The 13,733-nt window shown below is 45.1% G+C and carries 17 protein-coding genes; 3 read left to right on the top strand and 14 right to left on the bottom strand.

Translation table 11 applies throughout. The annotated features are described in order from the left end of the window. Nucleotides 1-2: 2 nt before the first annotated feature. From paaF to paaA, 6 genes are read right to left on the bottom strand one after another with little or no spacing between them, the layout of a single operon-like run. Nucleotides 3-776: a 2,3-dehydroadipyl-CoA hydratase PaaF gene (gene paaF / locus PSF16_RS02030; RefSeq protein WP_006659689.1), complete on the bottom strand. Its 774-nt coding sequence runs from the start codon at nucleotides 774-776 to the stop codon at nucleotides 3-5. A gap of 9 nt (nucleotides 777-785) precedes the next feature. After that, complete coding sequence (gene paaE / locus PSF16_RS02025; protein WP_272688687.1) at nucleotides 786-1,841, bottom strand: 1,2-phenylacetyl-CoA epoxidase subunit PaaE; 1,056 nt, start codon at nucleotides 1,839-1,841, stop codon at nucleotides 786-788. A 10-nt stretch (nucleotides 1,842-1,851) separates the two neighbouring features. Beyond that, the gene (gene paaD, locus PSF16_RS02020) at nucleotides 1,852-2,352 is read right to left on the bottom strand and encodes a 1,2-phenylacetyl-CoA epoxidase subunit PaaD (protein WP_006659687.1); all 501 of its coding nucleotides are present in this window, start codon (nucleotides 2,350-2,352) and stop codon (nucleotides 1,852-1,854) included. 5 nt (nucleotides 2,353-2,357) lie between these two features. Further along, complete coding sequence (gene paaC / locus PSF16_RS02015; RefSeq protein WP_006663122.1) at nucleotides 2,358-3,116, bottom strand: 1,2-phenylacetyl-CoA epoxidase subunit PaaC; 759 nt, start codon at nucleotides 3,114-3,116, stop codon at nucleotides 2,358-2,360. Between the two features lie 10 nt (nucleotides 3,117-3,126). Beyond that, on the bottom strand, nucleotides 3,127-3,414 hold the full coding sequence (gene paaB / locus PSF16_RS02010) for a 1,2-phenylacetyl-CoA epoxidase subunit PaaB (protein WP_006659685.1): 288 nt from the start codon (nucleotides 3,412-3,414) through the stop codon (nucleotides 3,127-3,129). Nucleotides 3,415-3,433: 19 nt separating this feature from the next. Beyond that, the gene (paaA, locus tag PSF16_RS02005) at nucleotides 3,434-4,372 is read right to left on the bottom strand and encodes a 1,2-phenylacetyl-CoA epoxidase subunit PaaA (RefSeq protein WP_006663120.1); all 939 of its coding nucleotides are present in this window, start codon (nucleotides 4,370-4,372) and stop codon (nucleotides 3,434-3,436) included. 324 nt (nucleotides 4,373-4,696) lie between these two features. Between paaA and paaZ the strand changes: the two genes are divergently transcribed. From paaZ to PSF16_RS01990, 3 genes are all read left to right on the top strand, one after another. Next, nucleotides 4,697-6,757 (top strand): phenylacetic acid degradation bifunctional protein PaaZ, encoded by a 2,061-nt coding sequence (gene paaZ, locus PSF16_RS02000; protein ID WP_272688686.1) that lies wholly within the window; start codon nucleotides 4,697-4,699, stop codon nucleotides 6,755-6,757. A gap of 129 nt (nucleotides 6,758-6,886) precedes the next feature. After that, entirely contained in the window at nucleotides 6,887-7,129 is a 243-nt protein-coding gene (locus tag PSF16_RS01995) for a type II toxin-antitoxin system ParD family antitoxin (protein ID WP_006663118.1), read from the top strand. Next, nucleotides 7,122-7,415: a type II toxin-antitoxin system RelE/ParE family toxin gene (locus PSF16_RS01990; RefSeq protein WP_006659681.1), complete on the top strand. Its 294-nt coding sequence runs from the start codon at nucleotides 7,122-7,124 to the stop codon at nucleotides 7,413-7,415. The genes PSF16_RS01995 and PSF16_RS01990 overlap by 8 nt, the downstream gene beginning before the upstream one ends. A 45-nt stretch (nucleotides 7,416-7,460) precedes the next feature. Here PSF16_RS01990 and PSF16_RS01985 read toward each other — a convergent pair whose 3' ends face one another. The 8 genes from PSF16_RS01985 to proP form a co-directional block, all read right to left on the bottom strand. After that, a complete protein-coding gene (locus PSF16_RS01985; RefSeq protein WP_272688685.1) occupies nucleotides 7,461-7,772 on the bottom strand; it encodes a monooxygenase in 312 nt (103 codons plus the stop codon). A gap of 45 nt (nucleotides 7,773-7,817) precedes the next feature. Next, nucleotides 7,818-7,988: a DUF6392 family protein gene (locus PSF16_RS01980; RefSeq protein ID WP_336313807.1), complete on the bottom strand. Its 171-nt coding sequence runs from the start codon at nucleotides 7,986-7,988 to the stop codon at nucleotides 7,818-7,820. Next, a complete protein-coding gene (locus PSF16_RS01975; RefSeq protein ID WP_272688684.1) occupies nucleotides 7,985-8,494 on the bottom strand; it encodes a DUF6392 family protein in 510 nt (169 codons plus the stop codon). The genes PSF16_RS01980 and PSF16_RS01975 overlap by 4 nt, the downstream gene beginning before the upstream one ends. Next, a complete protein-coding gene (locus PSF16_RS01970) occupies nucleotides 8,491-8,997 on the bottom strand; it encodes a DUF6392 family protein (RefSeq protein WP_154626345.1) in 507 nt (168 codons plus the stop codon). Before PSF16_RS01970 ends, PSF16_RS01975 begins: the two co-directional genes overlap by 4 nt. Beyond that, on the bottom strand, nucleotides 8,994-9,650 hold the full coding sequence (locus PSF16_RS01965) for an S-type pyocin domain-containing protein (protein WP_336313809.1): 657 nt from the start codon (nucleotides 9,648-9,650) through the stop codon (nucleotides 8,994-8,996). Before PSF16_RS01965 ends, PSF16_RS01970 begins: the two co-directional genes overlap by 4 nt. Before the next feature lie 90 nt (nucleotides 9,651-9,740). After that, on the bottom strand, nucleotides 9,741-10,397 hold the full coding sequence (locus tag PSF16_RS01960) for an S-type pyocin domain-containing protein (RefSeq protein ID WP_272688683.1): 657 nt from the start codon (nucleotides 10,395-10,397) through the stop codon (nucleotides 9,741-9,743). A gap of 220 nt (nucleotides 10,398-10,617) precedes the next feature. Then, nucleotides 10,618-12,042 carry a deoxyribodipyrimidine photo-lyase gene (gene phrB / locus PSF16_RS01955; protein WP_272688682.1) on the bottom strand — a complete coding sequence of 475 codons (1,425 nt, stop codon included), beginning with the start codon at nucleotides 12,040-12,042 and terminating at the stop codon, nucleotides 10,618-10,620. Between the two features lie 25 nt (nucleotides 12,043-12,067). Then, nucleotides 12,068-13,570: a glycine betaine/L-proline transporter ProP gene (gene proP, locus PSF16_RS01950; protein ID WP_006659676.1), complete on the bottom strand. Its 1,503-nt coding sequence runs from the start codon at nucleotides 13,568-13,570 to the stop codon at nucleotides 12,068-12,070. Nucleotides 13,571-13,733: the final 163 nt, after the last annotated feature.

Here is a 13,733-nt window from a genome sequence, read left to right as displayed (position 1 = left end):
GATTAGCGTCCTGTAAATTGCGGGGATCGTTTTTCGAAAAAGGCGGCGATCCCCTCTTGGCGATCGTCAGTACCCGCAAGGCTGACAAAGTATTGGCGCTCCAGTTTTAAGCCTTCGGTCAGGTGAGATTCTTGAGCGCTCACTAGCGCAGCTTTGGCGGCGTTTACGGCTAAAGGCGCATGCCCTGCAATGCGTTTGGCGATGGTTTGAGCACGTTCGAGAGTGAGAGCATCCACACACACTTCGCTGATGAGTCCGGCTTGTTGCGCTTGTTGAGCACTAATGGTTTCTCCCGTCAGTACCATTTGCATGGCGAGGGACTTACCCACTGCGCGGATTAGACGCTGGGTTCCGCCGGCTCCGGGGATCAGCCCAAGGGTAATTTCAGGCAGACCAAAACGTGCGGATTCCCCCGCAATAATGATGTCGCTGGCAAGCAGCAATTCGAACCCCGCGCCTAACGCGTAGCCGTTGGCGGCACAAATAATCGGCTTGCTGATTTGCGCAAAGCGACGCCAAACTTGTGGGCGTTTATCCGTGATAGCGCTGGCAACGGTTTGCTGCTGAAGTTCTTTAAGATCAGCCCCTGCTGCAAAGAAACGCGGGTTGCCCGTGATGACGATAGCGCCGATATTGTCATCGATTTGCGCATGTTCAAGATGTTTAACCAGTAACTCAAGGCACGGTGTACTCAGTGCATTGCGCACATCGGGGCGATTAATCGTCAGTGTCAAAACGCGGTGATGTTGTTGCGATAAAATCCAGTTATTTTCCATGGTGCGCCCCTACACATCAAAGTCCAAAACCACACCATCCCCCTTAGGCCATGACTGGCAACTGAGGATATAACCTGCGGCAATTTGGTCGGGTTCGAGGCTGTAATTCACACCCATTTCCACCTCACCTGAGCGCAGTTTGCATTTACAGGTTGCGCAAACACCGCCTTTGCAGGCATAAGGTAGGTCGGCACCTTGGCGTAATGCGGCATCAAGGATGCTGTCATCTTGCCCATCCATATCGATGTTTAAGATACGTCCATCTAACTGGAGGGTAACTTGGCGGCTTTCGTTGGTGACGACGCTGGGCTTAAATTTTGCCCCTGTGGTGTTAAAACGTTCGGTATGTACACGTTCTTGCGCCATACCGTGGTGAACGAGCGTGGTTTGTACTTCATCCATCATGGATTCAGGACCACAAATAAAAGCGCGGTTGAATTGGTTAAAGTTGAGTAGGGATTTTCCCAATGCAGTGAGCTGCTGAGCATCAATACGCCCACTGAGCAATGCACTTTCTTGTGGCTCTTGGCTGAATAGGTACAGCACTTGAAAGCGGGTGGCAAAGCGGTTTTTTAAATCCGCTATGGCTTCTTTAAACATGACCGAGCGGCTAGTGCGATTACCGTAAATCAGCACAAAGTGGCTGTCTGTCTCGGTTTGTAAAGTGGCTTTGATAATCGATAACAGCGGAGTAATGCCAGAGCCAGCGGCAACCGCTAAATAGTTCCCATTTTGCTGGCTATCTGGTTGATACCCAAATTGCCCTTGAGGAACCATCACCTCTAAGCTATCGCCAACATTCAGTTGTTGGTTGATAAAGTTAGAAAACCGGCCTTCATAGATAGCTTTAACACCAATTTTGAGTTCATTTTCATCAGGTGCACTGCAAATAGAATAACAGCGGCGGAGGTTCTCACCATTAATCGCGGCTTTTAACGTTAAATGCTGACCAGGGCGATAACGGTATTGCTCCCGCAATAGTTCAGGAATATGAAAAGTGACCGCCACGGTATCTGGCGTGTCACGGTCAATAGCGGCAATACTTAAACGGTGAAAGACAGTCATGAGTGTGCCCTTAAATACATTTAAAGTAATCAAACGGTTCTAAGCATTCATTGCAGCGATACAGTGCTTTGCAAGCGGTGGAGCCGAACTCGCTAATCTTTTCTGTCTGTTCGCTGTTGCAACGAGGGCAGCAAATCGTGTCGGTATGCTCAGGGTGTTCACAAGCAACACCTTGCGGAGGAGCAATCCCAAATTCACGTAAGCGCCTTTTCGCATCTTGACTCATCCAGTCCGTGGTCCATGCTGGTGTTAAAATCACGTCAACATTCACATGCTGGAAACCTGCGTTATCAAGAACCTCTTTGATTTCATTGATTAAAAATTCGGTAGCAGGGCAGCCAGAGTAGGTTGGGGTAAACCCGACTTGCCAGCCTTGCTCGGTGGGTATCACATGGCGAACCATGCCAAGATCAGTAATAGACAGAGCAGGCAATTCAGGATCAGGGATCTGCTGAAGCTGCTGCCAGATCTGATGAATATCGGGAGATTGAAGTTGCATTCTCTGTTCCATGATTGTCACCACTGGCTATGAGGGTAGGCACGTTGGACAAATTGCAGCTGCGTGAGAATTAAACCGAGGTGCTCAGTGTGGCTGCCTTGTTTGCCACCTAATCGATAAGCAGCTTGCTCAGGTAGGCTGAGAGTGGCGGCTTCAAAGGTTTCATTCACGGTATTTAGCCAAATGTCTTGCAGTGCACGGGGGTCGACGGCGATACCTGCATCACTTAAGGTGATTTCAATGTCATCGGCATGAAACAGCTCGCCCGTAAAGCGCCACAAGCGATCGACGGATTGCTGGATTTTTTGTTGGCTCAATGGGGTGCCATCCCCTAAACGAATCATCCAGCCGCGGCTAAAGCGCAAGTGGTACAACGCTTCTTTGAGTGATTTTTCAGCAATAGCGGCCAGCTGTGGATCGCTACTTTGGGTGAGTGCGCGATACAGAGGCACATGATAAGCATCGATAAAAAATTGGCGCACGAGGGTATCATTGAAACCGTCGTTAGGTTGTTCAACTAACAGCAAGTTACTGAATTCACGTTCATCGCGTAGATAGGCAAGCGTATCTTCGTTATTACCAGCACCTTTGAGTTCCGCGGCATAGCTGAGGAAATTGCGCGCTTGCCCCAGTAAATCTAAGCCGATGTTGGACAGCGCAAGGTCAATTTCGATTTCAGGGGCGTGACCGCACCACTCGCACAGGCGCTGTGCCAGAATCAGTGGAGTGTCTCCGAGGCGTAAAACATAATGGTGGAGCTGCTGTTTTTCGGTCATTTCAAGCTCCTTACATGTTTTTGATGCCATCAGGGATGGTGTAAAAGGTCGGGTGGCGGTAAACCTTGCTATCCGCAGGGTCAAAAAATTGATCTTTTTCATCAGGTTGAGATGCGACCAAATGGGCAGCTTTGACGACCCAAATGGAGCAACCTTCACTGCGGCGGGTGTAAACATCACGGGCATTCTCTAGCGCCATTTGATCGTCTGTAGCGTGTAGGCTACCGACATGACGATGAGCGAGACCTTGTTTGCTGCGTACAAATACTTCATACAGTGGCCAATCTTGATTATTCATGGTGTTTTCCTTTTAGCGGCTAGGCGGCGGATTTGATAGCTGTCTGCTTTTGGCTGTGTGCCATCGCACCTTCTCGTACCCATGCTCCGTCTTCCCAACCTTTGCGCTTAGCATCAAGGCGTTCTTGGTTACAGATCCCTTGACCTTTCAGCACTTGGTAGAACTCTTCCCAGTCAATCTCACCAAACCGGTAGTGACCGAGTGCGTCATCCCAATGCAAATCAGGGTCAGGGATGGTCATGCCGAGGGCTTCCACCTGTGGCACGGTGTTATCCACAAATTTTTGGCGGAGCTCATCGTTACTAAAGCGTTTGATTTTCCATGCCATGCTTTGCGCACTATGAGTGGAATCTGAATCGTTGGGACCAAACATCATTAATACGGGCCACCAAAATCGGTTGATTGCATCTTGCAGCATGACTTTTTGCTCGTGAGTACCTTCTGCTAGTGCCATGACAGCTTCATAACCTTGGCGTTGGTGAAAACTCTCTTCTTTGCAAATCTTCACCATCGCACGGGCATAAGGTCCATAAGAGGCTCGGCAGAGTGCCACTTGGTTGACGATTGCTGCACCATCAACTAACCAACCAATCACACCGATATCAGCCCAGCTAAGGGTGGGATAGTTGAAAATGGAGGAGTATTTCATTTTTTCATCCAGCATCTTTTGGTAGATGTCTTGGCGGGAGCATCCTAAGGTTTCTGCGGCACTGTAGAGGTATAAACCATGTCCCGCTTCATCTTGAATTTTTGCCAGTAGAACGGTCTTACGACGCAAGGTTGGCGCGCGAGTGAGCCAGTTGGCTTCCGGTAGCATGCCAATGACTTCCGAGTGGGCGTGCTGTCCAATCTGGCGAATGAGGTTTTGTCTGTATGCATCGGGCATCCAATCTTTGGGCTCGATGGCGATATCGGCTTCGATTTTGGCATCGAAGAGGATTTGATTTTGCTTGCTCATTGTTATCCACCATTAAAGTGATTCACAAAAAATTTTTAATTAAAAAATATGGAACACATTTATTTAACATTAATGCTAGGAATAGTTAACAATAAGATCAATGATGTTTGTAGGGTTTTTGCGAGTGACCTCACAAGTAATTAAATTATATTCAATTAAATCAACTTGATAAAGTGATATGTTTTTCCTTGATTACGCTGATAATACCTAGGATTAAGTCTATTTGTGTTTTATTTGTTAAATTTAAATTGGCATCTATGATTGTTTATATGATACATATTTAACATATTGATATGGTTTATTGTCGTTTTCTGGAGATGGAATATGCAACATTTAACAAGTTACATCATGGGGAAGTGGGCAACTGGCGCTGGGGAAGGGCGTAAGATTTTTCATGCGTTAACCAATGAAGCCCTCTATGCAGTGACAACTGAGGAATTACCTTTAGCGCAAAGCCTACAATATGGGCGTGACGTGGGGGGGAAGGCGCTTGCGAATCTGACATTCCAACAGCGTGGAGAGATGCTGAAAGCCGTTGCCAGATACTTACTTGCTCATAAAGATGAGTTATATGCTATCTCTGCTCAGACAGGCGCAACAAAATCAGACAGTTGGGTGGATATTGAAGGGGGGATTGGCACGCTATTTTCCTATGCAGGGCTGGCGAGCCGCGAACTGCCAGATGATACGGTGTGGTCGGAAGATGAGATGATTCCGCTGTCCAAGCAAGGGCAGTTTGTCGCACGCCATATTTTAACGTCGCGCCGTGGCGTGGCTTTGCACATCAATGCGTTCAACTTTCCGTGCTGGGGTATGTTAGAAAAATTGGCGCCAACGTGGTTAGCGGGGATGCCTGCCATCATCAAACCTGCCACAGCTTCTGCACAAGTGACTCAAGCAATGGTGGCATTGATACTTGAGAGTGGATTGGTTCCTGAAGGGGCGATTCAATTAATTTGTGGCGGCGTTGGGGATATGTTTAACCACTTAGATTTCGAAGATGTGGTGACTTTTACGGGGTCGGCGAGTACTGGGCAGAAACTCAAATCTCACCCACGAATCAACCAAAAATCAGTGTCTTTTACCATGGAAGCGGATTCACTAAACTGTGCCATTTTAGGTTCAGACGTTCAGCCTGAACAACCTGAATTTGCACTGTTTATCAAAGAAGTGGTTAATGAAATGACGACAAAGGCAGGGCAAAAATGTACTGCAATTCGCCGAATTATCGTCCCTAAAACTCAGTTGGAAAATGTGAAAAATGCCCTCCTAAAACGCATCTCGAATGTCGCGGTGGGTGACCCTGCTGCCGAAGGGGTTCGAATGGGGGCATTGATTAACCTTGAACAGCGCCAAGATGTACAGGACAAAGTCAATTATCTGCTCGCCAATGGCTGTGAACGACTGTGTGGTGGTAGCTTTGCTAATATGCAGGTGGTGGGGGGCGATAGCGAGAAAGGGGCGTTTTTCCCACCGACATTGCTGTATTGTGCTGAGCCATTTGTGCATCAAGCAGTACACGAAACCGAGGCGTTTGGTCCCGTGGCGACATTAATGAGCTATGACGGGTTAGAGCAAGCGGTGCAATTGGCAGCGCTCGGTGGTGGGAGCTTAGTGGGCTCATTGATTACGGCAGATAGCCAAGTGGCACAGACGGTGATCCGTGCAGCAGCGCGTGTACATGGTCGTATGCTGATTTTGAATGAGGCGGCATCAACGGAGTCTACGGGGCATGGCTCGCCTTTGCCTATGTTGGTTCACGGTGGACCTGGTCGGGCTGGGGGAGGTGAAGAGCTGGGCGGTTTACGAGCCGTAAAACATTATATGCAACGCACGGCACTTCAAGGCAGCCCATCTATGTTGACCGCGATTAGCAAGCAGTGGATGCGCGGCGCTGAAGCTATTGCCGATGTGGTGCATCCGTTCCGTAAATATTTCGAAGAGTTAGTGATTGGCGATACGCTACTGACCGCGAGACGCACGGTGACTGAGGCGGATATTGTGAATTTTGCCTGTCTCAGTGGGGATAATTTCTATGTGCATGTGGATAAACTCGGCGCTGAGCAGTCGATGTTTGGCGAGCGCATTGCTCACGGCTATTTTGTGGTATCAGCGGCGGCGGGGCTGTTTGTAGATGCAGGAGTAGGTCCTGTTATCGCTAACTACGGGATGGAAAACTTGCGTTTTATCGAGCCAGTAAAAATTGGCGATACCATCCAAGTGCGCTTAACATGCAAGAAAAAGATCAAAAAAGCCCAGAAAAAAGCCGAAGATAAGCCTAATGGGGTTATCGAGTGGGATGTCCAAGTGTTTAATCAGCATAATGACATCGTGGCGCTGTACAGTATTTTAACGCTGGTGGAGCGTCGCCACGGGGATTTTTGATGCTGTGGGAGAGGGCTGAGTCATAAGAGAGGGCAAAAATGCCCTCTCAGTTTTCACTGGCTGGAAGCAACAGAAATTCATTGCTATAGTTGTATGACTGAGTAATACCATTCGATGGTAGGTGAATTTATGGCGAGAGTGACAAGTGTGACATTGGGGGAGCACTTCAACCGTTTTATTGGTGATATGATCCAGTCTGGTCGCTATGGCAATACATCAGAAGTGATAAGGGACGCATTACGTATGATGGAAGAGAGAGAGCAACGGCTTGAATATGTAAGAAAAATGGTATTGGATGGACTGAATTCACCTGAGAGTGAAAGCAGTATGGATGACATTTTTGCCAGAGCAGAAAAGGATTTAAATGTATAAACTTTCCCAAGTTGCGGAAGAGGATATTTATCAAATTGCTCGTTACACAATACGGCAGTTTGGTGTTAATCAGGCGAAAAAATACCACAATGAATTAAAAAAAACGTTTGAGTTACTGGCAAACTCACCATGGATAGGCAAAGAGTGCCATTGGGTATGTGAAGGGATGAGGCGATTTGAGTTTAAAAAACATTCCATTTATTACATGCCCCAAACCCCATTTATTTTTATTGCCCGCGTTATTCATCAATCTGTGGATGTCGATGGATTCGATTTTGCTGAGTAAATTTTAACGGGATAAGAGAGGGCAAAAATGCCCTCTCTATTGAAACTATTTTTGAATAAATTGCGCTTGGTTCAGCTGGCTGAGTGCGGTATTCACACTAAAAATTTGCCCGCTGACTTCAGGTATACCAAAGGATTTGAGTCGTGCGCTGTGCATTTCGAGATACGCTTGTGCATCGGCTTGGTTAGCAAATAAGTAAATGCCCCCCGCCCGTTGGGTCTGTTGGTTTTCAGTCCAAATCTTCCAAATGAACCCCGGTTCTTGGTTAATGGATTGCGCTAATCCTTCCATTGCCGCCGCCATCTCGTCACTCCATGGACCTTGGTATGGGAAATCAACCTGTAAAATCACCTGCATCATTGCCTCCTATTGTTGTTGTCTGGTTATCATACCCAGTAATTTTTATTTAGGATTGATCAAATTGGGGATTGGGGGGAAATAAGGGCAGGGAGTGTGGATATCATGATCTGAATTCCCTTGGGGCTTAGTTTTATAAGGGATTAACCCGTCACGATAAAGTTCATCATAGGTATCCCCTAACCGTTGTACTAACGCTTCAATGTTTACACTCATTTGTAATGATCTACTTTCCAGCGTTTTTCTAAATTCGCTAATACTTCAAAAGTAACTTCTTGAGCAAGCATTTTCATCTCGGGATGAAAGCTCACAATCATAGCTATAGGCTCCATAGATTGCGTTGTAATGCTTAGCTTAAATACCTCTGTTTTTCCTATAGGGATACCCAAAATAACATCTTCAGGAGCCTGCCTTATTGGATTGCCTATATGCTCATAAAACCAAACATCAGACATCACTTGCTCTAATCCAAAGGGAATTTGGTTCGGGAACATCCACCCATTACGCTTATTATCTGGTATGAGAGTCATAGTAATCTGTGATAATTTTTTGGACGGATTATCAAATGCTAAAAATGTATATTCCTTTGACATTCTAAGTGTCAATACATCATCTCCAGAGTTGCCTTGATGTTTTGTTTTATAAGGGATTAACCCGTCGTGACAAAGTTCATCATAGGTATCCCCTAGCCGTTGTACTAACGTTTCAATATTTACACTCATTTGTAATGATCTACTTTCCAGCGTTTTTCTAAGTTATCTAACAACTCAAATGTTACTGATTGTGCAAAACCTTTCATTACAGGATGATAACTGACCAAAATAGATGTTTTTTTCTTCAGACTTGAATCATTTAAAATAAATACTTCTGATTTACCAAATTCAAAGCCCATAACTACTTTTTCTGGGGCAACTCTTATAGGGTCACCTATGTGTGCATAAAACCAGCGGTCAGTCATGACTTGTTCTAATCCAAAAGGTATTTTATTTGGGAAAACCCATTGATTTTTGACATTATCAGGGATCAACGTCATCGTAATCTGTGATAATTTTTTAGATGGATTATCAAAAGATAAAAATACATACTCTTTTGTCATTCTCAGGCTTAAATCATCATCTCCAGAGTTGCCTTGAGGTTTTGTTTTATAAGGGATTAACCCGTCACGATAAAGTTCATCATAGGTATCCCCTAACCGTTGTACTAACGCTTCAATATTTACACTCATTTGTATAATCCTTTTGCTTCGTTTAGCTCGTGTATTTTGTCTAATTTTTCATCCAGTAATTTGTTATCGTAACCTTCATTTTCCAAACATTCTCGGTTAGCTGCCCAATTTCGCTCAACGGCTTCTCGTAAATTTTGTGCATCGAATACCTTTCGACGTAGTGATGAGCCATCGTCAAGATCAACCCAACTGTTATTTCGTCCACCGTAAGTTTCACTGCATTTCCGATGAACTTCTTTAGGGATAGCAATTGATGCTACTTGCCCTAACATTATATCGAGCTTTTCCTTTGAAATATCAGGATATTTTTTAATTAAATAGAGCTTAATAGCAGCTTGAGATGGTAGATGGTCAACTTCATACAAATCTTTTCTAGGGCGCCCTTTAAAATTATCGTAATAATCCACTTCCAAATCATCGACTGGTTCTTTTTGAAAAAACACATAGATTGCAGGTACTTCCCCTCGAGGATCGACAATCACATAATCATTAAAATCCGTTTCGTGAATAGGCACCCATTCAATCCATCCCGTTGATTGCTCGGGTATCGGACTTACGGTTATTTCTGGTTTTTCAATATCGGGAATGGGATTTGGCAAACTCCAAATTTTTTGCGGTTCAGGTAAAGGGGTTGGTGGGGATGTATGTCCAATTTCACCACCATCATGAACGATGCTTTCCCGACGTCCGTTATCTAAACTAAATTTAACGGACTGAAAACCTAATATTGGTTTTTCTGCGACTTATTGAGCGGTGTAATCATTGTATTCCACCGTCTTCTCTTTGAGATCCCAAAAAAATTGCCCTTTAAACTCAGGGTCTGAAAATGTCGCCGTGCCATCCTCATGAATTTCAGCAAAGCGGACTCTTACCCTATCTAATCCACTTTTTTCATCCACTTCATACCCAGCAATTTTCGGGTTTCCCGTCTCTTCGTCTACTATGACTCGAAAACGAACACGGGTTGTTACCGTACTTTTTGCCGCAGCTATTTCTCTTAAAAAAGCTTCCGACGTATAGTCATAGGTAGATACCGTTGATGCAGAACGAGAAAAACCACCAAAAATGAGTCGCTTCTCAAGAGGACGACCAATAAAAATACGGTCCATTGTCGCATCACCCACACTCGGTGAGTAAAAGAGACCCATCAATAATATCGTCATCGGATTTGGCGCTTTAACTACCTGAGTTAAAACATCTAAGGCATCTTTCGGGGATATTGATGGTTTTGATATTGAGGTTGCTGGTGGAGAAAGCGGGATAGATTGAGCAGGAGCAAAAGATAGCGTTCTAGGCTCCATGAAAAATCGTAGTTTCGGGACGGTGACATAAACCGTTGTCGTTGATGTTCCTATATTTGTTCGGCTACTTGCACTTCCAATGTAATTATTTTCTGGCATTCGAGCATCCCTTTTTAGCAGCAGTCTCAAATCTTAAAATGTCATGACCTCATTAAGACCATATAGTGAGATTAACTCAAATTTACCATTTAATTGATTTAGACTTAGTCTGAATTTTAGATAGGGTAGAGTTATAGATTGAGGAAATAAGGATGTTTCAGAAAATGAAAAAAACGCTTTATATCAGTATGGAGCTCGTGAAAAAATGGCAAAACTAACGCTATACAGCCTGCTTTCCTGCCTCAAACGCTTCCAGCGTCATCAGCCGTGCTTGCTTATGGTCAACTATGGGGGTTGGATAATTCAGAGAGACTTGGTGAGATTCTGCCCATGTATGGGGTTCATGAATAAATTTCTCGGGGACATCGCGAAGTTCGGGCAGCCACTCGCGGATAAACGTCCCTTGTGGGTCGAATTTTTTCCCTTGGGTGGTTGGATTAAAAATACGGAACCACGGCGAGGCATCAACACCCGTTGAAGCTGACCACTGCCAGCCGCCATTGTTCGCCGCCAAAGTGCCATCGATTAACTGGCTCATAAAGTAGTGTTCGCCTTTGTGCCAGTCGACCAGCAAATCTTTGACTAAAAAACTCGCTACAATCATCCGTAGTCGATTATGCATCCAGCCCGTTTGGTTGAGTTGGCGCATGGCGGCATCCACAATGGGGTAGCCCGTTTGCCCGTTTTTCCATGCGGTTAAGGCTGTTTCATCGGGATTCCATTGAATATGCTGCGTCCATTCAATAAACGGTTGATGGCGACAAAGACGCGGAAATGCGACCAATAGATGGCTGTAAAATTCTCGCCAAATTAATTCATTCAGCCAGCTAAAACCACCACTTTCTTGTGAGTCAAAAACCTGCGGGTTCTCTGCTAATAAGCGATTCACACATTGGCGAGGCGAAAGCACCCCAAGCGCTAAATAGGGGGATAATTGGCTAGTACCATCAATGGCGGGAATATCTCGGTCGCGTTGGTAATCTTGTACGCGCTCGCTGCAAAATTGTCGTAATTTCGCTAATGCAGCGTGTTCTCCAGCGGTAAATTGCGGTGAAATTTCAACAGATTGGTGAACAAAAAGTGGATGTGTATTTTCAACGGCTAATGCCGCTCCCCGTGGTTTAGGGGCGGGAAATGAGCAGAAATCACTCATCATCAATTGGCTCAAAAAGGCGCGGCGAAATGGGGTATAGACTTGATACATATCCCCTTTTTGCGTCGTCACTGAACCCGGCGGAAGTAATAGGGCATCATCATAGGTGAAAATATTCAGATGCTGCGCTTGCTGGCGTAACTGTTCATCCCGCAAACGCTCATTTAACTCGTATTGGTGATTGAAATATAATCCTGTGGCATTTTGCTGTTGGGCAAAATTCAGCAACCATTTCACGGAATCCGCAAAGGTCGCTGTGGTATGGCAAATCAGGGGAATACCTCGTTTTGCTAAAGTGTGTTGTAGCTCGACAAGGTTTTGATGCAAAAAGGCAATTTGCCTTGGTGATACATTATGAGCTGCCCACTGTTCTGGCGTCGCAATATAGACGCCGATCACAGTGGCAGTAGGATCCTCACAAGCGAAGGTAAGCGCTTTATTGTCGGTGACTCGTAGATCGTTGCGAAACCAAACTAAGTGACAAACCGACATCGCTTTCCTCGCTGTTTTTTAAGGATTAATCTAATTTTGGGTGCTGGTTGATTAACGATTGACGCTGTTTTTCCAGCTCGGCAATTTGTTGTTCGATATCTTCAACTTTCTGTTCGATATTGTCAAAATGCTCGCTTAAAATTTCTTTGGCTTCCGCTCTGTCTGAAGCGGCAGGTGTGGCACCACGTAATGGTTTATTCGCGGTTTCTGGCATTCTAATACCGGTATATAGACCAATTAATGCGATCACTATCAGATAATAGGCTGGCATATACAAGTCATTAGTCGCTTCAACTAGCCATGCGGCGGCAGTCGGTGTTGCACCTGCGATTAAGACCGAAATATTAAAGGCGATGGCCAATGCACTATAACGAATATGAGTAGGGAAAATTGCCGGTAAAATCGAAGCCATCACCCCAGTAAAACAGTTGAGTAATACAGCAAGCACTAATAAACCCACAAAGATTAAGCCAACGGAGCCGCTGTTAATCAGCATAAATGCGGGATAAGCGAATACAATCAGCCCTACGCTACCGATGATAACAAAAGGTCGACGACCGATTTTATCGCTGGTTAATCCAATGATTGGCTGAACAAATAACATACCAATCATAATCGCAATAATAATCAACACGCCGTGATCGGTTGAGTAATTCAGGTTATGGGACAAGTAGCTTGGCATATAGGTGAGCAGCATATAGTACGTCACGTTGGTGGCGATCACTAAACCGACACAAATCATCAAACTTTTCCAATACTTAGACGCTACCTCACGGAAAGAAACTTTCGGTGGATTTTGGATATTGGCCTTGTCTTGCTGTTCTAAACTTTCAATGTGCTGTTGGAACGCAGGGGTTTCTTCCAATGAATGACGTAAATAGAGACCGATAATACCCAGTGGTAACGCTAAGAAGAATGGGATTCTCCAACCCCAATCGTGGAAGTTAGCTTCACCAACAAGGCTTGAAATTAACACCACGACACCCGCACCCATCACAAAACCAGCAATGGAACCGAAGTCTAACCAGCTGCCCATAAAGCCACGTTTGCGGTCAGGGGAGTATTCAGCAACAAAGATGGCTGCACCCGAATATTCACCCCCAACGGAGAAACCTTGAGCCAGTTTAGCGAGCAGTAATAAGATAGGCGCCCAGATACCAATTTTCTCATATGAGGGGATCAGACCGATACAGAAGGTACTGATTGCCATAATAATAATGGTCATGGACAATACTTTTTGTCGACCGTATTTATCCCCGAGAATACCGAAAACAACGCCACCAAGGGGTCTAACTAAGAAAGGTACGGAAAAGGTGGCTAATGCCGCAATCATCTGAACGCTCGGTGATGCGTCCGGAAAGAAGACTTGACCCAGTACATAGGCTAAGAAGCCGTACACACCGAAGTCGAACCATTCCATCGCATTACCCAGCGAAGCCGCTGTGATTGCTTTTTTCAATTTCCCGTCATCAATGATCGTAATATCGTTGATATTTAATGGTTTTTCTTTTTTCTTTCTGATCTTCATGGAACCATCCTCTTATTTGAATTGTAAGATGTGGGTTTCCCGATCCGATTTGCTCGGACAGTCTGCAAATAATAAAAATTAGCATGGATAATTAAATGCAGTATCTAAACTAATTGAATGGAAATTTATTGATTAATAAGCTTGTTGAGTAAGCTAGATCAAA

The sequence above is a fragment of the Providencia sp. PROV033 genome (assembly GCF_028484855.1).
In the GTDB taxonomy this organism is placed as follows: Bacteria; Pseudomonadota; Gammaproteobacteria; order Enterobacterales; family Enterobacteriaceae; genus Providencia; species Providencia alcalifaciens.
The sequence above is the reverse complement of the archived record's forward strand: the minus strand, read 5'-3'. Positions and strand labels throughout refer to the sequence as shown.